We start from the raw sequence: 21203 nt of genomic DNA, 5'->3' as shown, positions 1-21203 counted from the left end.
GCTATGACGCGCCGCGCTGGTAGGGCGTGGTCGTGGTGACCTTGACCAGGCCGGACCGCTCGAGGATGGGGCGGGAGAACTGCGTGGAGTCGCTGTTGAGGAGCCGCTTGCCCAGGTCGAGGGCCGCCCGGGCGCGGGCCGCGGTCAGCGCCCGGTAGACGCCGCGGCCGCGCCACTGCGGAACGGTGACCCCGCCCCACAGACCGGCGAACTCGGTGCCGGGCACCGGCTCGATGCGGCCGGTGGAGACGATCTCCCCGTCGGCCTCGGCCACCCACAGCTGCGAGCCGCCGGCCAGGCTCCGCAGAACGCTGTCGGCCCGGTGGGTCGAGACCGGGTCGCCGAAGATCCGGTCGGCCACGGCGCTCGCGGCGCGGACGTCGCCCTCCTCGGTGACGGCGCGCAGCCTCACGCCGGCGGGCAGCTCGACCGCCTCGGTCAGGAGTCGGGCCTCCCCGACCATGACCGACTCCTGCTCCTCGGGGACGAACCCGTGCGCGAGCAGCGCGTCGTGCAGGCCGGGTGCGTCGTCGTGGCCGCGGGTCTTCCACTCCAGGTCGTTGACCGGCGGGTCGGCGAAGTGCTCGACGACCTCGCCCACCCACCCGGCGATGGTCGCCGCGTCGGCGCCGGCGAGGTCGCGGTAGCCCACGAAGCCTCGGCCGCTGCGGAAGCGGGCGAGGTACAGCGGTCCCAGCCGGGTCGTCGAGACGGCGTTCGGGATCTCCGCCGCCCCGCGCAGCTGCTCGTCGTAGGCGGCGAGATAGGCCGATCGCTGGTCCATGCGTCCATCTGTAACGCATGGGTCGACCGGGGCGCTCTAGGTGGCAGGACACGACCCCGCGAAGGAGCGAGGACATGAGAAATCTGTGGAGACTGGGCGGCGCCGCCGTCGCCCTGACCGCGGCCACGGCGGGCGCGCTGGTCAGCGCACCGGCGCACGCCGACGACCTGGCCGCGACGTCGATCTCGATCCGGAGCCTGCAGGCCACGGTGCAGCCCGGTGGCACCGACACCATCACCGGCGACCTCGCCGTGGCCGGCGGCTCGGGGGCCGGCCGCACGGTGAGCCTGGAGGCGCACACGCCCGGCACCTCCGGCTACGCGCCGGTGGGCACCAGCGTCGCGGGGACCAACGGCGGTGTCTCGCTGCAGGTGACGCCCGATGTGACCACCCTCTACCGCTGGCACTACGACGGCGCCACCGACGCGCGCCCGAGCAGCAGCGGCACCGTGCGGGTCGTGGTCAGCGAGAAGACCCACCACGCCCACCGCCTGGGCACCACGCTCTCGGTCCGCGCCACGAAGCGGGCCATCGGGCCCAACGGCACCGCCATCGTCCGCGGGCACCTGCGCTCGGGCCGCGTCGGGCTGCCGAACCGTCAGGTGCTGCTCCTGGGTCACCGGTCCGGGCAGAGCGGCTGGCACTTCGTCAACATCGCCCGCACCGGCGCCCACGGCGGCATCGCGTTCCACGTCCGCCCCGGCCGCACCACGGCGTACCGGCTGCAGTACCTGGGCAGCCAGGTCTTCCGGCCCTCGCACAGCGGCACCGTGCGGGTGCACGTGCGCCAGCAGGCCGCGACGTCGCTGTCGATCCGGGGCCGCGACGGCGCCCACCAGCGGTTCGTGGTCAGTGGTCAGCTGCGCAGTGGCGGCCACGCCGTCCGCTCGACCCGCGTGAGCCTGTGGACCCACGCGGCGGGCTCGACGACCTGGGTCGAGGTGGCCACCCACCGCACCGGCTCGCGCGGTGTCGTCCAGTTCCGCCGACCGCAGTCCCCGGGCACCGCGTACCGCCTCGCCTTCGACGGCAACCAGCGCTACGCGGCCAGCACCAGCGGGACCGTGGTGAACTAGCCGCCCAGTCCCATCAGTACTCATCCTGCGGAGGTGACCGCGCTGACCGAGCGCGACCACCGAACGGCGCCCCACGGGTCCGAGGCCTCACTGCCTCGGACCCGTGAGGTCGTGCAGGAGCCCGACGAGGGGACCTGTCAGGAGTCCGGCCAGGAGTCCGGCCAGCACCTGGGCCAGGACGCGGTCGAGGCCTCGTGGGGAGGACGGCACGACCTGGAGTCGGCGCTGGCCGCTGCGCGCGCAGGGGACGAGCAGGGGTTCGCCGAGGTCTGGCGGGCGCTGCACCCGCCGCTGCTGCGCTACCTGACGGTGCGCGGCGACGACGCTCCCGAGGACCTCGCCGCCGACACCTGGATGCACGTGGTGCGCGGGCTGGCCGGCTTCAGCGGTGGCGTCCCGGAGTTCCGGGCCTGGCTGTTCACCATCGCCCGGCACCGTGCGGTCGACCAGGCGCGGGCCCGTGACCGCCGTCCACGCCTGGTGCTGGGCGCCGACGACGCGGCCATGCCCGAGACCGGCGTCGCGCCCAGCGCCGAGCACGAGGTCGACGAGCGCGAGGCGACCGCACGGGCGTTGCGGCTGGTGGCCACGCTGCCGGCCCTGCAGGCCGAGATGGTGGTGCTGCGGGTGGTGGCGGGCCTCGACGTCGCCGACGTCGCCCGGCTGCTGGGGAAGAAGCCCGGCACCGTCCGGGTCACCGTCCACCGGGCGCTGCGCGCCCTGGCCAAGGGGCTCCGGGAGAGTCCCGAGGCCCCACCGGGGCGGGAGGTGGGTTGGTGACGCTGCCACCCGACGACGAGACGAACCCGACCACCGATGAGCAGCAGGAGGACCTGATGCGGGCGCTGCAGGCACCTGGCACGCAAGCCGAGCTGGCCGACGAGGAGCGCTACCGGGCGATGTTCCGGCAGAGCCGGCCCGACCGCGTGGACGACGTCGGCGAGCCCGCACCGGTGGTCGCGCTCCACTCCCGCGCACCCCGGCGCGTGGCCATCGGTGCAGCGGCGGGCTGCGTCATCGCGCTGGCGACCGGCGGGGTCGCCGCGGCGTACACCGGCTCGCTGCCCGACCCGATCCAGACGTTCGCGCACCACGTGATCGGCGCGCCCGAGGCCACGCCGGAGACCACCCCGCCGACTTCGAGCGGTGCCGCCGGCGGTGCGACGACCCACCGCCCGTCGGCCACCGCCCTGACGCCGCGGCCGACCACCTCGCCCAGTCACCGCGCCGGCCACGAGTCGCGCCCGCACCGTTCGCACCGGCCCAGCGCCACGCCGTCGGACGTGGTGCCCTCGCCCTCACCCGATCCGCTGAGCTCGCCGACGATCCCGGTCGCCCCGACCGGCTCCGCGAGCGCCGGCCCGTCGGGCAGCCCGACCACCAGCCCCAGCGCCGGCGTTACGCCCGTGGTCACCGGGGTCGGCATCACCGCCACCGCCCACCGGGCCGACGTCGGCGCGCGTGTCCGGTTGACCGCCCAGGTGATGACCAGCGGTGCGACACCCAACCCGGCGCAGCGCGTGGTGCTCGAGCAGCGCTTCGACCGGCACTGGGCGCGGGTCTCGACCGCGGTGTCGGGGGCCGACGGTCAGGTCACCGTGAGCTCCCTGCCGCTGGATCGGACGTCGTACTTCCGGTTCCGTTCGGGCAGCGTGCACAGCCTGACCTGGCGGGTGGCGATGCACCCGCTGCTCTCGGTGACGACCTCCGTGGCCACGAAGCAGGCGACGCTCGTGGTCGACGGTGACGGCGGCTACCCCGGCGACCTGGTGACGCTGGCGACCCGGCAGGACGGCGAGCTGGTGACGGTGGCACGCACCCGGCTGGCCGCCGACGGCACGGTCGCCTTCACCGTGCCTGCGACCAAGCAGCGCGTGCGCTACGTCGTGATGCTCCCGCCCAGCCGGCGTCACACCGCGTCGCGTACCACCGTCGTCGTGCAGCGCCCCTGATGCGGTGACACAGTGAGGGTGTGAGCGGGGTACGGCAGGAGCTGCTCGCCCCGGGGCGCCGCGAGGTCACGGTCGGCATCGTGCTGCTCATCAGCCTGGTCGCCTTCGAGGCGATGGGCGTCAGCACCGCGATGCCGGCGCTCATCGCCGACCTGGGGTCGGTGTCGTCCTACGCCTGGCCGTTCGTCTCCTTCGTCGCCGCCAACGTGGTGGGCACGGTGCTCGGCGGGCGCTGGTGCGACGCCCGCGGTCCTGGTCGTGCGCTGCTGGTCGCACCCGCGACGTTCGGGGTGGGGCTGGTGGTGGCCGGCACCGCCGACACGATGACTCAGCTGCTGGGCGGGCGGGTGCTGCAGGGCCTGGGTTCCGGCGTGCTCGGAGTGGCGGTGTACGTGCTCATCGCGGAGGTCTACCCCGCGCGGGTGCAGCCGGCGGTGTTCGGCCTGATCTCCTCGGCCTGGGTGGTGCCGTCGCTGCTCGGTCCGCCGATCTCGGGCTGGGTCACCGAGCGGTGGTCGTGGCACGTGGTGTTCCTCGGCCTGCTGCCGCTGGTGGTGCTGGCCACGGCGCTGGTGCTGCCGGCGGTGCGCTCACTGGTGCGCGGCCCGGACGAGGCGCAGCCGCAGGACGCGGGGCGTCGGGCCCCGGTGGTGGCCGCGCTCGGCGCTGCGGCGGGCGTGGCCGCGCTGAGCTGGGCCGGGGAGCGGCCGACGCTCACCGGGTTGGCGGTGGTGGTCGTCGGTCTCGTCGTGCTGGTGCCCTCGGTGGCCCGGCTCTGGCCGACGGGCACGGCGCGGGCGCGGGCGGGTGCGCCGGCGGTGGTGGCGGCGCGCGGTCTCGTGGCCGGTGCGTTCTTCACCGTCAACGCCTACCTGCCGCTGCTGCTCACCGCCCAGCACGGCTGGTCGCTCGCGGCCGCCGGGGTTCCGCTGATCGTGGGCTCGTTGGGCTGGTCGGCCTCGGCGGCCTGGCAGGCCCGCCACCCCGACGTCGGCCGCGGCACGCTCGTGCGTCTCGGCTTCCTCGGCATCGCCGCCGGTGCGGGCGGACTGGTGGTCGCGGCACCGCAGGCCGGTCCGGCCTGGGTGTCGCTGCCGCTGTGGGGCGTGGCCGGACTGGGGATGGGGCTGGCGTTCTCGTCGTTGTCCTACCTGCTGCTGCAGGCCTCGGCGACCAGCGACGTCGGCTACCACTCGGCGGCCGCGCAGCTGACCGACCAGCTCTCCCAGGCGGTCTTCATCGGCGCCGGCGGGGCGGTCATCGCGGCCGTCGACCCCCGGGGTCTCGGGCTGACGCTGGTGCTCGGCGTCGTGGTGGTGCTGGCGGTGCTCGGTGCCGTCGTCGCCCCCCGGACGGCGCCGGGCCCCCACGGTCCCGGCGCCGCCGCGGATCAGGCCTTCCAGGGCAGCAGGTAGGCCCGGTAGGAGTTCACCCCGGTCGGGAAGCGCGCGTGCCACAGCAGCCGGCCGCGGCGGTCGAACTCCGAGACCTCGTTCAGGTTGCCCCAGCCGACGAAGGTGCGGCCCTTGGCCAGCCGCTGGGCGTTGCCCTGCGAGGAGGCCAGCAGGTGGTCGGGCTGGTCGTTCGAGGCCACCAGCCGCGCCACGTGGTGCTTCGGGAACAGCCGGACGGTCACCGTGCGGCTGCGGTCGAGCTCGGAGTCGGCGTCCTGGCCGGTGTTGGCGGTGCCGGCCGACTCGTTGTCGAAGAAGGTGTAGCGGTTCGCACCGACGGCGTTCACGTCGTGCTGCCAGGCGACGATGGCGCCGCCGCGGTTGAGCTGCTGACCGCGGGCGGCGGTGAGCCGGAAGGTGGAGCGCTTCCCGCCGAGACGCCACAGCACGCGTCCGGTGTGCCGGTCGAGCCGGTAGGCGGCCCAGGTGTTGCGAGCGTCGACCAGCAGCCGGCCGCCGCGGTCGAGGTGGACGGCGTTGACGTGGAACCAGTCCCACGGGGTGTCGGCCGATGCCGGCAGCGGCTGGTAGGACTCGCTGTAGCGGATGTGCCGGGCGCTGTTCCAGCTGAAGAGCACCCGGCCGGTGCGGATGTCGACCTTGCGCACGATGCCGTTGATGACGGCTTGATGATCGGAGCCGCCGATGGCGGACAGGTCGGCCGTCGAGCGGTCGTAGGAGAGCACCCACGCGGTGCCGTCGTCGTTGAGCAGGAACTCGTGGCCGTCGGTGGTCAGGTGACGCCCGGCGTGGACCTTGGCGATCAGCTTGTGGTGGCGGTCGTAGACGTAGTCGGTGCCGTCGGCCAGGCCGCCGAGACCGGTGCCCTCCCAGAAGGTCAGCACCCGCTCGCCGTGCAGCGTCTGGGAGCGGAAGTCGGCGTCGACGGTGCCCGCGGCGGCCCGGTGGAACCACACGGTGCGGCCGCGCTTGTCGATGATCTGCGCGCCGTTGACGAAGCCGGGCGCGCTGGAGGTCGGGGTGACGAAGACGTCGCCGGCGCCGGTGGGCCGGCCGACCGCGGTGGTCAGGGGCGATGGCGGTCGCTGGGCCGCCCGAGCAGGCTGGGCTGCTTCAGCGGGGTGGGCGACCCCGGTGCCGGTGAGCGCGAGCGCCGCGACGGCAGTGCCGATGAGTCCGCGACGAGATTTCTGATGCATGTCGATCACGTTAGTCGACTATGCTCCGGCGGGTGACCCAGCCCCTCCTTCGGACCGCCGTCGTCGTCGGCAATCCCAAGCCGGCCAGCCGGACGCTCGCCGCCGCCAGCCACGTCGCCCGGGAGCTGGTCGCCGAGCCCGACCTGGTCGTCGACCTCGCCACGCTCGGCGCGCGCCTGCTCGACTGGAGCGACGAGGGTGTCGCCGACCTGGTCGCCCAGGTGGGCGAGGCCGACCTGGTGGTCGTGGCGAGCCCGACCTACAAGGCCGCCTACACCGGCCTGCTCAAGCTCTTCCTCGACCGCTTCGCCGGCGGCACCGGGCTGCGCGGCGTGGCGGTGCCCCTCATGCTCGGCGGCAGCCCCGCGCACTCGCTGGCCCCCGAGCTGACGCTGCGGCCGGTGCTGGCCGAGCTCGGCGCCACGATCCCCGGTCGCGGGCTCTACGTGATCGACCGCGACCACGACGACCCGGCGGCGTACGCCGACTGGCTCGCCGCCACCAAGCCCGTCGTGGAGGCGCTGCTGCGCCGTTAGCGACCGGCCAGCTCGGCGACGACCGGGGCGAGCGTCGCGGCCGAGTTGCTGCCGCAGACGATGTAGCTGAAGCCGAGGGTCTCGCGGCGGCGGAGGATCTCCTCGGCGGCCGCCGCGGGGTCGGCGGGGAGCACCAGGTAGGAGCGCTGCTCGCGCAGCGCGACCGGGTCGGTGCCGGGACCGGCCATGAACGGGGCGACGGTGTCGCCGACGATCGAGATGTGCAGCGCCAGCTCCGGGTCGCGCTCGGAGGTGAACTCCCGCACGCGCCGCTCCAGCGCCTCGGGCCCCTCGCCGGGCGCGATGGCGAAGTTCACCGTGTCGGCGATCTCGGCGGCCAACGCGGTCGACCTCGGACCGCTGACCGCCATCGCCACCGGCGTCCGCAGGTCGTCGCCGTCGAGGTCGCGCAGCGCCTCGACCACCTCGCGGATCCGGGTGACCCGGTCGGCCGGCGCGACGTCGGGGATGCCCAGCTCGACCAGGTGCTCGCCGATCCCGGGGCGGCCGGTGCCGAGGCCGAGCTCGAAGCGGCCCTCGGTCAGCTGCGTGAGCGAGTGCGCCTCCCAGGCGGTGACGAACGCCGGCCGCACCGGCGCGGCGTAGACCCAGGTGCCCACCCGGACGTCGGCCAGCATGGCCGCCGCGGCCAGGGTCACCGCCGGGGCCGGCTGCCATCCCGGCACGTCGGGCACGAGGACGACCTCATAGCCCCAGTCGGCGATGCGGCGCACCTCGTCGCGCCAGGCACCCACCTCGGGCGCCACGGGGGTCACTACCCCGAAGCGGATCGGACGCGGACGGCTCGGCTGGTCGGTCATGGCAGGAAGGACTCTGCCGCAGCCGCGAACTCATCGCCGGGCGTCCACGAGAACCCCTGCGGGTGGATACAGGCCCCCTCGCAGCGACCAGCGTGGGCGTCCATGGGGCTGAGCAGGCGTGCGGTGTTGGCGGGGGCGGGCGCTGCGGGGCTGTCCGCGGGATCGGCCGCGGGACTGGCCGGGTGCGGCTTCGCGCCGTCGAGCTCGGACTCGGCGAAGGACACCCTGCGGTTCACCACCTGGGGCACCGATGCCGAGCTGGCCGGCTTCCGGACCACCATCGCGGCCTTCGAGAAGGCCCACGGCGGTGCGCGCGTGGAGCTCAACGCGGTGCCGTACGAGCAGATGTTCACCAACATCGACGCACAGCTGCAGGCCGGCAACCCGCCCGACGTGTTCCGGGTGCCGTACTACACGTTCGGTGCCTACGCAGGCCGCGGCCAGCTGCTCGACCTCAGCAGCCACCTGCCCTCGGGGTTCTCCGACCGGTTCACCCCGCAGGCGTGGGCTGCCGTGCAGCGCAAGGCCAAGCCGTACGGGGTGCCGCACCACACCGACACCTCGGTGCTGCTCTACAACAAAAAGGCGCTGGCCGACGTCGGCGTCACCGACGTGCCCACCCGGGCCGACCAGGCGTGGACCTGGCAGCAGCTCGAGCAGGTGCTGCGCAAGCTGCGGACGGCGCTGCCGGCGTCGCAGTACCCGCTGGCCGTGAACTGGCAGGGCAACGGCGTCACCCGCTGGTTGAGCTGGCTCTTCCAGGCCGACGGCCGCTTCTTGTCCGCCGACCTCTCCCAGCCGGCGATCCAGTCGGCGGCCGGCACCGCGGCCGTCGACTTCACCCGCGCCCTGTTCCCCGACAAGCTGGTGCCGCCGAACAACTCGGTGAAGTCCACGACCCTGGCCGCGGACCTCTGGTACGGCGGCACGGTGCCGCTCTCGTTCGGCGGCGCGTTCCAGCTGCCCGACGCCGACTCCGCGGTCGACTTCGAGTGGGGCGCCTCGCCCGCGCCGCGTGACGTGCGCGGCGGTGGCGACTTCGGCGGCAACGCGCTGGTGGCCACGGCCAAGACGAAGCGGCCGGGCTTGGCCGCCAGCTTCTTGGCCCACGTGACCGGCGAGGACCAGATGCGCGCGTTCTGCGAGCGGGCCTCGCTGCTGCCGACCCGCCGTGACCTGGTCGCCAAGGGCATCCGGTTCCAGGTGCGTCCCGACCTGTCGCGGGTCTTCCTCGGCCAGGCCGGCGTGGTGCGAGCCTCGGACTCCGGGCAGGTCGCCTCGCCGTCGATGTCGGGCATCATCTCGGTGCTGCAGGACCAGCTCGAGCAGACCTTCGTCGGCGACCAGGCCACGGCGGCCGCGCTGAGCGGCATGACCTCCGGCATCGCCAAGGCCCTCGCCGCGTGAGCGGTGCGGCGCTGCCGCGGGCCCGGTCCGCCGAGACGCGGACGGCGTACGCCTTCCTCTCACCGACGGTGCTGCTGCTGGGCCTGTTCGTGTTCGTGCCGCTGGGCTGGGCGCTGCTGATCAGCCTGCAGCACACCAACGGCTTCGGCGAGGGCGGCTTCGTCGGCCTGCGCAACTACGGCCGGCTGCTCACCGACGCTCGCTTCTGGCGGGCGGCCGCCAACACGGTCCTGTTCACGGTGCTGGTCACCCCGCTGTCGATGTTGCTGGGGCTGGGCGTCGCGCTGCTGCTGGACTCCGCGCTGCCGCTGCGTGCGCTGTTCCGCTCGGTGCTAATCCTGCCGATGGCCGTGTCCGGTGTGGCTACCGCGCTGACCGGGCTGCTGGTCTTCGACCAGGACCGCGGCATCGTCAACGCCGGGCTGCGCTCGCTCGGCCTGCACGCCGTGCACTGGCAGTCCGGCGGCGTCGCCGCGTTCGTCTCGGTGGTGGTCGTGACGCTGTGGTGGCGGGTCGGGTTCAACATGCTGATCTACCTGACCGGCCTGCAGGCGCTCGACCCGCTGCTGCAGGAGGCCGCGGCCCTCGACGGGGCCGGCTGGTGGCAGCGGCTGCGCCACGTCACCGTCCCGCTGCTCGCCCCCTCGACCGGCTTCCTGGTGGTCATCAACGTCATCTACTCCTTCCAGGTCTTCGACATCGTCTTCGTCATGACCGGCGGCGGCCCGGGCGACGCGACGTCGGTGCTGGTGACCTACGCCTACGAGACGGGGTTCTCGCAGCGCGACCAGGGCTACGGCGCCGCGATCGGCGTCGTGCTCCTCGTGCTCACCTTGGCCTTCACCGCCGTGCAGTGGCGCGCCTCGCGCGGTGGGGACGTGGAGTCGTGAAGGCGCTGCGCGTGGTGGCCGCGACGCTGGTCAGCGCGGTCGTCGCCTTCCCGCTGTACTGGATGGTCGTGGTGGCGCTCTCGAGCCGCCGCGAGCTGGCGGCCGGTCGGCTGCGGCTGTGGCCGCGACACCTGACCACGGACAACTTCCACCGGGTCGCGCAGTTCCCTGTGGGCACCTGGTTCGGCAACTCGGTGGCCATCGCGCTCACCGTCGCGGTGGTCACCGTGCTGTGCAACATGCTGGCCGGATACGCGTTCGCCCAGCTGCGCTTCCGCGGCTCCGGCGTGCTGTTCGTGCTGGGACTGGGCACCCTGGTGCTGCCCGTGCAGGTCATCATGGTGGCGCTGTTCCGGCTGGTGACCGGCCTCGGCCTCTACGGCAGCTACTGGGCCGTCATCTTGCCCACCTCGGGCTCGGCGTTCGGCATGTTCTTGGCCCGGCAGTCGATCCGCGGCATCCCGCGCGACCTCATGGACGCCGCCCGCCTCGACGGCGCCGACCACTGGCGGGTGTTCTGGCGCATCGTCGTGCCCCTGTCGAAGCCGCTGCTCGCGGTGCTGTTCTTCATGAGCCTGCTGCAGTCGTGGAACGACTTCGCCTGGCCGCTGATCGCCTTGAAGCAGAACGAGCTCTACACGCTGCCGATCGGGCTGCTCTACCTGCAGGGCCAGTTCGGACCCGACTACGGCGCGACCATGGCCTTCGCGCTGATCGACGTCGTCCCGATGGTCGTGGTGTTCCTGGTCTTCCAGCGGTACTTCGTCCAGGGGTTTGCCCGGAGCGGGCTGCGGTAGCGGGATCGGGAGTCGTTGCGTCAGGGCGCGCGACGGCGTGCGCATGGGTGTGCAGTCGCGATGAATCGGGCGACGGGCGCGCGAACCCGGTCGTTCGGTGGGCGGTTCGCAGTGATTCGTACCCCGGTTTCACCCGCCGGCCGGTGAAACCGGGTACCCGCCCGCGCTCACCCCGCCCGCCGCTCCACGAGCACCACGTCGCGCCACTGCCCGGCGAGCGGGCCGTAGGCCATCAGCCCGACCCTTTCGCGGGTGCCGACGACGCGGAACCCGACGCTCTCGTGCAGCCGCAGGCTGGCGAGGTTCTCGGCGAAGATGCCCGACTGCACGGTCCAGATGCCGGCGCGCTCGGTGGAGTCCAGCAATGCTCGCAGCAGGGTGCGGCCGACGCCGCGGCCCTGGGCGGCGGGGGAGACGTAGACCGAGTGCTCGACGACACCGGCGTAGACCTCCCGGGCCGAGGTAGGGCTGACCGCGGCCCAGCCGAGCAGCGAGCCGTCGGCGTCGCGGGCGGCGAGGCGGTGGTCGGGGAGCCGGGTGGCGTCGAATCTCCCCCAGTCGGGTGGCTGCTGCTCGAAGGTGGCGTGCCCGGTGGCGATGCCCGCGGCGTAGATCGCGGCCACCGCCTCCCAGTCCTCGGCCGCGAAGGGCGCGACGCGGACCTGGCTCATCGGGCCAGTCTGACGTGGGAGGGTGGGCCCGTGCTCGACGGTCATGTCCTGGTCGACGCCCACACGCATGTGCCGGTGCTGGGCAGCCTCAAGCCCGCGTGGCTGGAGTGGGCGCGCGACTACGGTCCCGAGGGCATCCTCGAGCGCTGCTGGGACGCCGACGGCATGCCGCGACCGGCCGTGCTCGACGAGCTGTTCGCCGAGCAGGGCGTCGACGCCGTGCTGCTGTTCTGCGAGTACAGCCCCCGCGCGACCGGCTACCAGCGCTTCGAGGACCTGCTCCCGATCGTCGAGCACCACCCGGGGCGGTTCCGTCCGGTGGCCAACGTCAACCCGCACCTGCACTTCCCGATCGCCGCGGAGGTGCGCCGCCAGCTCGACCTCGGCGCTGCGGCGCTCAAGCTGCACCCGGTGCACGGCGGCTTCCGGTGCGACGACGCCGCGCTCTACCCCGCCTACCAGGTGCTAACCGAGCGGGGCGTGCCGCTGGTGGTGCACTGCGGCACCAGCAGCTTCCCGGGCTCGCGCAACGAGCTGGCCGACCCGGCCCACCTGCTGCCGGTGGTGCGCGACTTCCCCGAGCTCGACGTCGTGCTGGCCCACGGTGGTCGCGGCTGGTGGTACGACGCGGCCGCGTTCATGGCGCTGAGCAACCCGCACGTGTGGATCGAGCTTTCCGGTCTCCCGCCCAAGCGACTGCCCGACTACTACGCCCGCTTCGACCTGGGGCGGCTGGCGCGCAAGTGGATCTTCGCCACCGACTGGCCCGGCGTGCCCGGCACGGCCGCCAACGCCCGCGCCGTCGTCGACCTCGGTCTGGACGCCGACCTCGCGGCCGGTGTGCTCGGCGGCCACGCCCTCGACGTCTACGCCGGCCTCGACCACCTACGCCGGGCCCGCGGCTGACCCGACCAGCCGCAGCGCCATCTCGGCGTAGCGCTCGGCGATCTGCTCGGGCGACCACCGCACGTCCTCGCGGTACCAGCGGGCGAGGTCGATGCCCAACGAGAGCAGGGCGGCCGCCGCCAACCGGGAGTCGGCGACGTCGAACCGGCCGGCCGCCACACCCCGGTCGACCAGGCGGCGGACCTCGGAGTCGATCTCGTCGCGGATGCCGCGGATCTCGACCAGGTGCTCGGGCGAGAGCGCGGCCAGCTCCTGGTTGACGATGCGCGCGCCCGTATGGCCCTCGGCGTGGTGGATGGCGAAGTCGTGGACCAGTCGTCGCAGGGCCAGGGCGGGGTCCTCGGTCGAGGCGACCGCCTCGCGCACCAGGCGCAGCGTCGTCAGGTGACCCTCGCGCGAGATCAGGTGCAGCAGCTCCTCCTTGGAGCGGTGGTGCACGTAGAGCGCGGCGGGACTCATGCCCGCCGCCTGCGCGATGTCGCGGGTGGTGGTGCCGTGGAAGCCCTTCTCGGCGAAGGCGGTCGTCGCCGCCGCGAGCAGCCGGGCGCGGGTGACCTCGCCCCGCGAGGCATCGTGGGTCTGGCTCACCGCACCTCCTGGTTGACCGTCGGCCGACGTTCCACCAGAGTAGGGCTAAGCAAGCGCTTAGTCACTCGAGGAGGAGTGGATGAACCGGTTGGCCGGTCGGACCGCGATCGTGACGGGAGCCAGCCGCGGCATCGGGCTGGGCGTGGCCGAGCGGCTGGTCGCCGAGGGCGCTCGGGTCGTCCTCACCGCGCGCCACGAGGACGCGCTGTCCGAGGCGGTGGCCTCGCTCGGCGGGCCCGAGCACGCGCTCGGGGTGGCCGGTCGAGCCGACGACCCCGAGCACCAGGACGCCACCATCGCCGCGGCGACCGAGACCTTCGGCGGCGTTGACCTCCTGGTCAACAACACCGGCATCAACCCGACGTACGGGCCGATGGTCGAGCTCGACCTGGCCGCGGCCCGCAAGATGGTCGAGGTGAACTGCCTCGCCGCGCTCGCCTGGGTGCAGAAGGCCCACGCCGCGTGGATGGGCGAGCACGGCGGTGCCGTCGTCAACGTCTCCTCGGTCGCCAGCGTGCGACCGGCCCCGAACATCGGCTTCTACGGCGCCACCAAGGCCATGTTGAACTCGATCACCGAGCTGCTCGCCGTCGAGCTCGCGCCTCAGGTGCGCGTCAACGCCGTCGCACCCGCGGTCGTGAAGACCGCCTTCGCCAAGGCGCTCTACGAGGGCCGCGAGGCCGAGGTCAGCAGCGCCTACCCGCTCAAGCGCCTCGGGGTGCCGGACGACGTCGGCAGCGTCGTCGCGTTCCTGCTCAGCGACGACGCCGGCTGGATGACCGGTCAGACCCTGGTCGTCGACGGCGGCGCCACCCTCCGCTCCGTCACCGACTGATCCCTTCACGAGAGGAACGCCGCACATGGACTTCGCCTTCGACGCCCGTACCGAGGAGCTCCGCGAGAGCCTCGAGGACTTCATGGCCGCGCACGTGTACCCGGCCCAGGCGGTGTTCGCCGAACAGGTCGAGGCGCTGAGCCAGCGTTGGGCCTGGGACTCGGTGCCGGTGCTGGCCGAGCTGCGCGCCGAGGCGCGCAGCCGCGGGCTGTGGAACCTGTTCCTGCCCGGCGAGCGCGGTGCGGGGCTGACCAACCTGCAGTACGCCCCGCTGGCCGAGATCACCGGCCGCAGCCTCCACCTGGCGCCGGCGGCGCTGAACTGCGCCGCCCCCGACACCGGCAACATGGAGGTGCTCGCGCAGTTCGGGACGCCGGAGCAGCAGCAGAGGTGGCTCGACCCGCTGCTGGCCGGTGAGATCCGCTCGGCGTTCGCGATGACCGAGCCGGCGGTGGCGTCCTCCGACGCGACGAACATCGAGACCGCGATCGTCCGCGACGGCGACGAGTACGTGCTCAACGGCCGCAAGTGGTGGATCACCGGGGCGATGAACCCGAACTGCCAGATCCTCATCGTGATGGGCAAGACCGACCCGGGCGCCGACCGCCACCGCCAGCAGTCGATGATCCTGGTGCCCCGCGACACCCCGGGCCTGGAGATGGTGCGCGGGATGGAGGTCTTCGGCTACGACGACCACGAGCACGGCGGCCACGCCGAGCTGACCTTCACCGACGCCCGGGTGCCCGCCTCGAACCTGATCGCCAACGAGGGCGACGGGTTCGGCATCGCGCAGGCCCGGCTCGGACCGGGCCGGATCCACCACTGCATGCGCTCGATCGGCGTCGCCGAGCGGGCCATCGAGCTCATGTGCGAGCGGGCCGCGGCGCGCGTCGCGTTCGGCCGGCCGATCGCCGACCAGGGCGTGGTGCGCACCTGGATCGCCGAGTCGCGCGTGAAGCTCGAGCAGCTGCGCCTGCTGGTGCTCAAGACCGCCTGGCTCATGGACACCGTGGGCAACAAGGGCGCGCACACCGAGATCCAGGCCATCAAGATCGCCACGCCCGAGACGGTGCAGTGGATCCTCGACAAGGCGATCCAGGTGCACGGCGCCGGCGGGCTCTCCCAGGACTTCCCGCTGGCCGGCGCCTACGCCGGCATCCGCACGCTGCGGTTCGCCGACGGCCCCGACGAGGTGCACAAGAACGCGCTGGCCAAGACCGAGCTGGGCCGCCAGGCGACGCGGCGGACGGCACGCTGACGCGCGCGACCCGACCTGGGCTCGTTCACCATGGTGCCATGGTGAACGGCCGCCTCCCATGACGTAGGACCTGTGGGAAGCGGCGGCCCACCGTGGGAAGTGCCGTCAGCGACGATCGTGCGGAGCGGCCAGCCGGGCTGCTGTCGAGAGCGCGTTGCGCAACCGCTCCCGTGCCTCCTGGTGCTGCGTCGCGTTGCGGGGTGAGGGGTGGGGAACGCCGAGGACCACCGGAACCCTTGGGGGGAGATCGTCCTCGAGCGTGAGGCACTGCATGACGCCGGTCAGGGCCGACGAACCGACCGCGACGACTGTGCGGAGGTTCGGCAGCAGGGAGATCAGCTCGACCAGCGCCGGCCGGGCCTCGTCGAGGTCTCGGCGGCGCGGGGCCCGGGTCCGCCCGGCGTCGTCCCCCAGGGCCCACGGGACGACGTTCCAGCGCAGGTAGTCGCCTCGACCGAGGCCCGCAGCGCTCCTGGCCGCACGCAACGCCTGCGCTGTGGGATCGCCGTTGTCCTCGGAGCTGAACCCGAGGTCGCCAGCGCGGACGGTCCGTGGCCCGGGTGACTCCATCAGCACCAGCGTCCGCGACTGCGTTCCTGCCGAGTCGGGGTCGAACCAGGGGACGAAGCGGGGCCCGCTCGCAGCCCGCCGGAGGCGTCGTGCGAGGTCGTTGAGGTCTCGCACGTGGGGTGCATCCACCCGCCCTCGCTTGGCCACGAACGGGTCATCAGGCCGGTTCATCTTCGCAAGGCGATTCCCAGGAGGTCGCGGACGGGACCGCGAGGTGGCCGGGTGTCGCCGACCCACACGGCCGTGAAGCGTCGGCGAAGGTCGATCTGGGCAGTCGGTATCGCGACCAGGCGGCCCGCCGCGAGATCCGACGACGCGGCGAGCTCGCTGACGAACGCCGGCGGACTGCCCGCACGCACGGCGGCGATGACCGCGGCGTTGGTGGTGAGCTCGACCTCCGGCGGGGTCGGCGTCGTCGTCGCTGCGGCGAGCGCCTCCTCGACGGTCCGGCGCGTTCCCGATCCTGCCTCGCGAGTGGTCAGGGCACGGTTCCCCAGCTCCTGGGGGAGGACGGGCCTACGACGGACCGCCCACGGGTCGTCGGGCGACGCCACCAGCACGAGCCGGTCGCCACCCACCACCTCATGCGCGAGACCGGCGAGGTCGGCCGGCCCCTCGACGAACCCCAGGTCGGCACGGTCCTCGCGTAGCGCATCGAGCACGAGGTCGGAGTTCGCGGCCTGCAGACTCGCGAGCGTGCCGCGCTCGCGCCGCAGCGTCACCAGCCAGCGCGGTACCAGGTACTCGGCGGTCGTCATGCTGGCGAACACGCGTAGTCGCCGGACGTTGTCCTCGCGCAGGGTGAGCAGAGCGTGCTCGACCTCGTCGGCGTCGCTGAGGAGCCGCGAGCTCCACTCGACGAGCAGACGCCCGCCCGGTGTCAGTGACGACCCACCCGTCGATCGATGCACGAGCGCGATCCCGGTCTGGGTCTCCATGGCTCGGAGCCGCTCGGAAGCCGACTGCTGGGAGATGCCGCCCGCACGACCGGCCGCACCGATGCTCCCCAGCCGTGCCACGTCGGCGAGCAACCGCAACGAGCCGAGGTCGGGAAGCAGGTGCACCCCGCCCACCCTACCCAGCTCACAAGGAACGCCTGTGACCTCACAGCCGAGCGCTCACTACCGTCGGCCGACGGCTGGCGAGAGCGTGGAGGCATGACCACAGCGCTTGCGAATACGCGGGACGCCCCCCCAGCGCCCACGTCCGCACCGAGGCCCGAGCACGCCGCTCGACGCGGCGGTGTCCTCCATGCGCTGCAAGGCGCGCCGGCGTTCGGCTACATCGGACCCAACTGGTTCGCCTCGGTGATGGGTACCGGCATCGTGGCGGTGGCGCTGTCCGGCCTCCCGATTCAGATCCCCGGTGCCGGGGTGGTCGCGGCGGGGGTGTGGGTGCTCGCGGCGGTGGTGCTGGTCGTGGTGACCCTGGCGACCGCGGCCCACCTGTGCCTGCACCCCCGCACCGCGGCCAGCCACCTCGCCGATCCGGTCATGTCGCACTTCTACGGCGCTCCCGCGATGGCCCTGATGACCGTTGGTGCCGGTGCGATGGTCGCCGGCTACCGGGTCATCGGCAGCGGTCCGGCGCTGATCGTGGACGCCGTGCTGTGGACCACTGGCACCGCGTTCGGCCTCGTCACCGCGGTGCTCGTGCCCTATCGGGCCGTCACCACCCACGAGGTGCGCGAGGACTCGGCCTTCGGTGGCTGGTTGATGCCCGTCGTGCCGCCCATGGTCAGCGCCGCCACCGGCGCGCTGCTGGTGCCGCACCTGCCCGCCGGCCAACCCCGCGAGACCATGCTGTTGACCTGCTACATGTTCTTCGGCCTGACGCTGATGGTCAGCTTCGTGATGATCGCCTTCATCTGGAAACGGTTGCTGCGCCACGGCCCGGGACCCGCGGGGGCCGTGCCCACCATCTGGATCGTGCTCGGCCCGGTCGGCCAGTCGATCACCGCCGCGCACCACCTCGGGCAGGTCGCACCGACCATCGTGCCCGGCGTGTACGGGAAGGGCTTCCAGGGCCTGACGCTGGTGTTCGGCATTCCCATGTGGGGCTTCGCGATGATGTGGCTCAGCCTCGCGCTGCTGCTCACCCTGCGCACGGCTCGCGACGCTCACCACGGCCTGCCCTTCACCCTGACCTGGTGGTCCTTCACCTTCCCCCTGGGCACGGTGGTCACCGGCACCTCGGCCTTGGCCGTCGTCACCGGCCTGGACCTGCTCAAGGTCGCCGCGGTGATCCTCTTCGCCGGGCTGGCGCTGGCGTGGGTCACGGTCTTCGTCCTCACCCTGCGTGGGGTGCACTCCGGTCGACTGCTGACGGCGCCCGTCCGCTGAGCTCATCGCCGCCGCGGGGTTCGGTAGGGCCAGGAGCTCCTGCGGTGGCCCCGTCGGGGAAACTGCACGTCCGCGCGTAAGAAGTCGGTGGTCCAGGACATGTCAGAGGTGTGAGAGAAGACCAGCGCGACCGGTTGTCCGAGCTCTACGAGGAGCACGCCTCTCGTGTCTACGCCTACGCCCGTCGCCACGCTGCGCCGGAGAGTGCGGAGGACCTCGTCGCAGATGCGTTCATCGTGGCGATGCGTCGGATCGAGGCCGTGCCCGTGGAACCGGACGAGGCGCGGGCCTGGCTGATCGGCACCGTGCGCAAGCTGGCCGCCAATGGGCGGCGTCGTTCGCAGACGTCGTCGCAGTGGTGGCAGGGGGCGGTTCGCGACGCCTGGCACCTGGGCTCGGAGGGGTCGGCAGAAGACGTCGTCGCAGAGCGCGACTCGTGCCTGCGCCTGCTGGGCGAGCTGACGGAGGTCGACCGCGAGGCCCTGCTGCTCATCGCGTGGGAGGGGCTCTCCGCCCGCCAGGCAGCAGTGGTGCTGGGGATCACCCCCAACGCCTTCAGCGTGCGTGTGCACCGCGCGCGATCTCGGTTGGAGGACCTGGCGCAGACCTCATCCCCCATCACTGGCACCCACCTGATGACCATCACGGAAGGACACCACCCATGATCGACCTCGAGGACCGACTGCGCCGGGCCCGGCCCACGACGGCCGAGCTGGACCGGATGTGGGGCCCGGCCGAGCGCCTCGTCATGCTCGAGCGCGTTCGCAGCTCGACCCGCAACCCCCGCCGCAGGTGGATCGCCGGAGCGGTCGCAGCGGCGGGTGCCGCTGCTGCGCTCGTCGTCCCCGCCCTCTCCACCCCGATCCCAGCCAGCGCAGCCGACCTGCGCAGCCTGTCGGCGGCTGTGGCGGCGCACGGCTCGTCCTACCCACCGGGTGGATGGCTGCACGAGCGGTCGAACACGGTGCAGCGCAACTCGGATGAGCCGGGCGTCGGTGCCACTGTCGACCGCGAGACGTGGACCGGGTGGAACGGCAAGGTGTTCCTGGTCGAGCGCGAGCCCGCGACGGGTCGCACCACCTACGAGGTGATCCCGGCCCCGCGGCACCCGAGCTACGAGAACCCGACGCTCCAGTTCGCGCGAACGCTGCCCCACACGGCGCGGGGCATCTTGGGCTATCTGCAGCCCCGGGTCGAGGGTTCCTCCAGCCACGACGAGGCCATGTACGCGGCGCTGGTCGATCTGGCGTCGTCACACATGCTTCCGCCCACCACGCTCGCTGCGGTCTTCGATGCGCTCGCCACGTTGGACCGGGTCAGCACGACCCACAGCCGAGCGGCGGGGCGACCTGCCATCGTCATCTCCTACGAGGAGCCGCGGACTCGGTTCCGCGAGTCCCTGATCGTCGATCGCTCCAGCGGCGAGGTGCTGTCGCTGCGCCAGACCAGTCAGCTGCACACCTACGTCTCCACGACGACCCAGGCGCAGTCCCTCGACCACCTGCCGGACTCGGTTCGTAGCGAGTTCCGCGCCCACCAGCCGGGTGTCGACTACCCGGCGACGCCCTAGAGATGCGTGGCGATCCGGACTGTGCACCCTGGGTCACTGGTTCCACGGTGGTACCCCCAACGGGATTCGAACCCGTGCTACCGCCGTGAAAGGGCGGGGTCCTAGGCCGCTAGACGATGGGGGCCTGCGCCGCGCGCCATCCTAGAACGTGGCGCCGGCGACGCCGTACACCCGTTGCAGCGCCTCGGCGTAGCGGCCCCGGACGTCGGCCGCCCAACCGGGATCGGTGCCCTCGACGCGGTCGCGGACGACGCGGGGCCAGGTCGGAGGCTCTGCCGCCCCGTCCAGGGCCCAGGCGGCCTGCCGAGCGGCGCCCAGGGCGACGTACTCGGCGGGCTCGGGCACCTCGACGTCGGCGTGCCAGAGGGCGGCCGCGGTGCGCAGCAGGGTCGCGGACCGGGCGCCACCGCCGAGGGTGACCACCCGCTCGACGGGCACGTCGTGACCGCGTAGCAGCGAGAGGGCGTGGTCGAGGCTCAGCGCGACGGCCAGGTAGGCGGCGCGGGCGAGGTTGGCCGCGGTGTAGCTCGAGCGCGTGATGCCGAGCAGGGTGCCGCTGGCGTGCGGCAGGTCCGGCGTCCGCTCGCCGCCGAGGAAGGGCACCAGCAGCAGGCCGTCGGCGTCGGGGGCGGCGGACTCGGCCAACCGCCCCAGACCGGCCAGGTCGACCTCGAGGAGCCGGGCGGTGTCGGCGAGCACCTGGGTGCAGTTCATGACCGCGATGAGCGGCAGCCGGCCGCCGCGAGCGTCGGCGAAGCCCGCGATGCCGCCCGACGGGTCGGCGACGTCCGTCCGGGTGGAGGTGAAGACGGTGCCGCTGGTGCCGATGCTGACCGCGACCTCGCCCTCGCGCAGGCCGAGGCCCAAGGCGGCACCGGCGTTGTCACCGCACCCGGCCGAGACGACCACCCCGCCCGCGGTCTCCCCGGCGGCCTCCCGCGGCTCGAGCACGCGCGGGAGCCGCGGTGCGCGGCCGAAGGCGTAGGCCAGGACCTCGGGACGGTAGGCCCGGTCCGGCACCGACCAGTAGCCGGTGCCGGAGGCGTCGCTGGCGTCGGTGACGGCCTCCGCGGGGGTGTCGAGCAGCCGCCAGGTCAGGTAGTCGTGGGGCAGCATCACCGCCTCGACGCGGTCGGCCAGCTCGGGGTGGTGGTCGGCCAGCCAGGCCAGCTTGGTGGCGGTGAACGAGGCCACGGGCACGACGCCGATCTCCTCGGCCCACCACCGACCGCCCCAGTGCTGCCGCAGCCGGGCGGCCTGGTCGGCGGAGCGGGTGTCGTTCCACAGCAGCGCGTCGTGCACGGGCTCGCCGGCCTCGTCGAGCGCGACCATCCCGTGCTGCTGGCCGCCGACCCCGACCGCGTCGACGTCGTCGGGGACGGGCGCGCCGCCGGACGCCGCCAGCAGCGCGTCCCACCAGCGACGCGGGTCCACCGAGGTCCCCTCGGGGTGCGGCGCCGCGCCGGAGCGGACGACGTCGCCGGTCTCGGCGTCGACCGTGAGCACCTTGCAGGACTGGGTGGAGGTGTCCACCCCGGTCACCAGGCGTCGTCTCCGGCGGTGCTCGGCCACGCGCGCTCCTCCTG

Annotated in this window: 22 protein-coding genes and 1 tRNA gene; 14 read left to right on the top strand and 9 right to left on the bottom strand. The window is 73.2% G+C overall.

The window, feature by feature from the left end; genetic code table 11:
- Position 1 precedes the first annotated feature (1 nt).
- Positions 2–784, bottom strand: a complete 783-nt coding sequence (locus D9V37_RS16715; RefSeq protein ID WP_121807280.1) for a GNAT family N-acetyltransferase — start codon at positions 782–784, stop codon at positions 2–4.
- A 74-nt stretch (positions 785–858) separates the two neighbouring features.
- Here D9V37_RS16715 and D9V37_RS16710 point away from each other — a divergent pair, with 74 nt between their 5' ends.
- Genes D9V37_RS16710 through D9V37_RS16695 form a run of 4 tightly spaced genes read left to right on the top strand, consistent with a single transcriptional unit; the run spans position 859 to position 5227 of the window.
- On the top strand, positions 859–1860 hold the full coding sequence (locus D9V37_RS16710) for a hypothetical protein (RefSeq protein ID WP_121807279.1): 1002 nt from the start codon (positions 859–861) through the stop codon (positions 1858–1860).
- A 33-nt stretch (positions 1861–1893) separates the two neighbouring features.
- A complete protein-coding gene (locus D9V37_RS16705) occupies positions 1894–2640 on the top strand; it encodes an RNA polymerase sigma factor (protein WP_198412620.1) in 747 nt (248 codons plus the stop codon).
- The gene (locus tag D9V37_RS16700; protein ID WP_121807278.1) at positions 2637–3812 is read left to right on the top strand and encodes a hypothetical protein; all 1176 of its coding nucleotides are present in this window, start codon (positions 2637–2639) and stop codon (positions 3810–3812) included. Before D9V37_RS16705 ends, D9V37_RS16700 begins: the two co-directional genes overlap by 4 nt.
- 20 nt (positions 3813–3832) lie before the next feature.
- Positions 3833–5227 carry an MFS transporter gene (locus tag D9V37_RS16695; RefSeq protein ID WP_121807277.1) on the top strand — a complete coding sequence of 465 codons (1395 nt, stop codon included), beginning with the start codon at positions 3833–3835 and terminating at the stop codon, positions 5225–5227.
- Here the strand turns inward: D9V37_RS16695 and D9V37_RS16690 are convergent.
- Positions 5203–6426, bottom strand: a complete 1224-nt coding sequence (locus D9V37_RS16690) for an arylsulfotransferase family protein (RefSeq protein WP_121807879.1) — start codon at positions 6424–6426, stop codon at positions 5203–5205. The two genes, D9V37_RS16695 and D9V37_RS16690, sit on opposite strands and share 25 nt — an antisense overlap.
- A gap of 32 nt (positions 6427–6458) precedes the next feature.
- On the opposite strand from D9V37_RS16690, the gene D9V37_RS16685 reads away from it, so the two are divergent.
- Positions 6459–6962, top strand: coding sequence for an NAD(P)H-dependent oxidoreductase (locus D9V37_RS16685; RefSeq protein WP_232524965.1), 504 nt, complete (start codon positions 6459–6461; stop codon positions 6960–6962).
- Here the strand turns inward: D9V37_RS16685 and D9V37_RS16680 are convergent.
- Positions 6959–7783 (bottom strand): LLM class flavin-dependent oxidoreductase, encoded by an 825-nt coding sequence (locus tag D9V37_RS16680; protein ID WP_121807275.1) that lies wholly within the window; start codon positions 7781–7783, stop codon positions 6959–6961. The genes D9V37_RS16685 and D9V37_RS16680 overlap by 4 nt on opposite strands.
- Positions 7784–7885: 102 nt before the next feature.
- On the opposite strand from D9V37_RS16680, the gene D9V37_RS16675 reads away from it, so the two are divergent.
- From D9V37_RS16675 to D9V37_RS16665, 3 genes are read left to right on the top strand one after another with little or no spacing between them, the layout of a single operon-like run.
- Complete coding sequence (locus tag D9V37_RS16675; protein ID WP_121807274.1) at positions 7886–9190, top strand: ABC transporter substrate-binding protein; 1305 nt, start codon at positions 7886–7888, stop codon at positions 9188–9190.
- A complete protein-coding gene (locus D9V37_RS16670) occupies positions 9187–10080 on the top strand; it encodes a carbohydrate ABC transporter permease (protein WP_198412619.1) in 894 nt (297 codons plus the stop codon). The genes D9V37_RS16675 and D9V37_RS16670 overlap by 4 nt, the downstream gene beginning before the upstream one ends.
- Entirely contained in the window at positions 10077–10877 is an 801-nt protein-coding gene (locus D9V37_RS16665) for a carbohydrate ABC transporter permease (RefSeq protein ID WP_198412618.1), read from the top strand. The genes D9V37_RS16670 and D9V37_RS16665 overlap by 4 nt, the downstream gene beginning before the upstream one ends.
- A 167-nt stretch (positions 10878–11044) precedes the next feature.
- Here D9V37_RS16665 and D9V37_RS16660 read toward each other — a convergent pair whose 3' ends face one another.
- A complete protein-coding gene (locus D9V37_RS16660; RefSeq protein ID WP_121807273.1) occupies positions 11045–11548 on the bottom strand; it encodes a GNAT family N-acetyltransferase in 504 nt (167 codons plus the stop codon).
- Between the two features lie 30 nt (positions 11549–11578).
- Between D9V37_RS16660 and D9V37_RS16655 the strand changes: the two genes are divergently transcribed.
- A complete protein-coding gene (locus tag D9V37_RS16655) occupies positions 11579–12454 on the top strand; it encodes an amidohydrolase family protein (RefSeq protein WP_121807272.1) in 876 nt (291 codons plus the stop codon).
- Here D9V37_RS16655 and D9V37_RS16650 read toward each other — a convergent pair.
- Positions 12434–13042, bottom strand: coding sequence for a TetR/AcrR family transcriptional regulator (locus D9V37_RS16650; protein ID WP_121807271.1), 609 nt, complete (start codon positions 13040–13042; stop codon positions 12434–12436). The two genes, D9V37_RS16655 and D9V37_RS16650, sit on opposite strands and share 21 nt — an antisense overlap.
- A gap of 79 nt (positions 13043–13121) precedes the next feature.
- Here D9V37_RS16650 and D9V37_RS16645 point away from each other — a divergent pair, with 79 nt between their 5' ends.
- Positions 13122–13877 carry an SDR family oxidoreductase gene (locus D9V37_RS16645; RefSeq protein ID WP_121807270.1) on the top strand — a complete coding sequence of 252 codons (756 nt, stop codon included), beginning with the start codon at positions 13122–13124 and terminating at the stop codon, positions 13875–13877.
- A 25-nt stretch (positions 13878–13902) separates the two neighbouring features.
- A complete protein-coding gene (locus D9V37_RS16640; RefSeq protein ID WP_121807269.1) occupies positions 13903–15135 on the top strand; it encodes an acyl-CoA dehydrogenase family protein in 1233 nt (410 codons plus the stop codon).
- A 105-nt stretch (positions 15136–15240) separates the two neighbouring features.
- Here the strand turns inward: D9V37_RS16640 and D9V37_RS16635 are convergent, their stop codons facing one another.
- The gene (locus tag D9V37_RS16635; protein ID WP_121807268.1) at positions 15241–15876 is read right to left on the bottom strand and encodes a uracil-DNA glycosylase; all 636 of its coding nucleotides are present in this window, start codon (positions 15874–15876) and stop codon (positions 15241–15243) included.
- The gene (locus D9V37_RS16630; protein ID WP_121807876.1) at positions 15873–16769 is read right to left on the bottom strand and encodes a LysR family transcriptional regulator; all 897 of its coding nucleotides are present in this window, start codon (positions 16767–16769) and stop codon (positions 15873–15875) included. Before D9V37_RS16630 ends, D9V37_RS16635 begins: the two co-directional genes overlap by 4 nt.
- A 93-nt stretch (positions 16770–16862) precedes the next feature.
- On the opposite strand from D9V37_RS16630, the gene D9V37_RS16625 reads away from it, so the two are divergent.
- The 3 genes from D9V37_RS16625 to D9V37_RS16615 all read left to right on the top strand — a co-directional run bounded on the left by D9V37_RS16625 (position 16863) and on the right by D9V37_RS16615 (position 19617).
- The gene (locus D9V37_RS16625) at positions 16863–18047 is read left to right on the top strand and encodes a TDT family transporter (protein WP_121807267.1); all 1185 of its coding nucleotides are present in this window, start codon (positions 16863–16865) and stop codon (positions 18045–18047) included.
- Positions 18048–18157: 110 nt separating this feature from the next.
- Positions 18158–18712: an RNA polymerase sigma factor gene (locus D9V37_RS16620; RefSeq protein WP_121807266.1), complete on the top strand. Its 555-nt coding sequence runs from the start codon at positions 18158–18160 to the stop codon at positions 18710–18712.
- Positions 18709–19617, top strand: coding sequence for a hypothetical protein (locus tag D9V37_RS16615; protein ID WP_121807265.1), 909 nt, complete (start codon positions 18709–18711; stop codon positions 19615–19617). The genes D9V37_RS16620 and D9V37_RS16615 overlap by 4 nt, the downstream gene beginning before the upstream one ends.
- Before the next feature lie 48 nt (positions 19618–19665).
- Here the strand turns inward: D9V37_RS16615 and D9V37_RS16610 are convergent.
- Together D9V37_RS16610 and xylB are read right to left on the bottom strand one after the other, a co-directional pair.
- A tRNA-Glu gene (locus D9V37_RS16610) sits at positions 19666–19741 on the bottom strand.
- Between the two features lie 17 nt (positions 19742–19758).
- A complete protein-coding gene (xylB, locus tag D9V37_RS16605; RefSeq protein WP_232524964.1) occupies positions 19759–21189 on the bottom strand; it encodes a xylulokinase in 1431 nt (476 codons plus the stop codon).
- Between the last annotated feature and the right edge of the window lie 14 nt (positions 21190–21203).

The organism is Nocardioides mangrovicus, assembly GCF_003674065.1.
GTDB lineage: Bacteria > Actinomycetota > Actinomycetes > Propionibacteriales > Nocardioidaceae > Marmoricola > Marmoricola mangrovicus.
The sequence above is the reverse complement of the archived record's forward strand: the minus strand, read 5'-3'. Positions and strand labels throughout refer to the sequence as shown.

Coding starts and splice junctions, on each gene's coding strand:
- D9V37_RS16715 (WP_121807280.1), bottom strand. CDS start 784: ATGGACCAGCGATCGGCCTATCTCGCCGCCTACGACGAGCAGCTGCGC.
- D9V37_RS16710 (WP_121807279.1), top strand. CDS start 859: ATGAGAAATCTGTGGAGACTGGGCGGCGCCGCCGTCGCCCTGACCGCG.
- D9V37_RS16690 (WP_121807879.1), bottom strand. CDS start 6,426: ATGCATCAGAAATCTCGTCGCGGACTCATCGGCACTGCCGTCGCGGCG.
- D9V37_RS16680 (WP_121807275.1), bottom strand. CDS start 7,783: ATGACCGACCAGCCGAGCCGTCCGCGTCCGATCCGCTTCGGGGTAGTG.
- D9V37_RS16675 (WP_121807274.1), top strand. CDS start 7,886: ATGGGGCTGAGCAGGCGTGCGGTGTTGGCGGGGGCGGGCGCTGCGGGG.
- D9V37_RS16660 (WP_121807273.1), bottom strand. CDS start 11,548: ATGAGCCAGGTCCGCGTCGCGCCCTTCGCGGCCGAGGACTGGGAGGCG.
- D9V37_RS16645 (WP_121807270.1), top strand. CDS start 13,122: ATGAACCGGTTGGCCGGTCGGACCGCGATCGTGACGGGAGCCAGCCGC.
- D9V37_RS16640 (WP_121807269.1), top strand. CDS start 13,903: ATGGACTTCGCCTTCGACGCCCGTACCGAGGAGCTCCGCGAGAGCCTC.
- D9V37_RS16635 (WP_121807268.1), bottom strand. CDS start 15,876: ATGAACCGGCCTGATGACCCGTTCGTGGCCAAGCGAGGGCGGGTGGAT.
- D9V37_RS16625 (WP_121807267.1), top strand. CDS start 16,863: ATGACCACAGCGCTTGCGAATACGCGGGACGCCCCCCCAGCGCCCACG.
- D9V37_RS16615 (WP_121807265.1), top strand. CDS start 18,709: ATGATCGACCTCGAGGACCGACTGCGCCGGGCCCGGCCCACGACGGCC.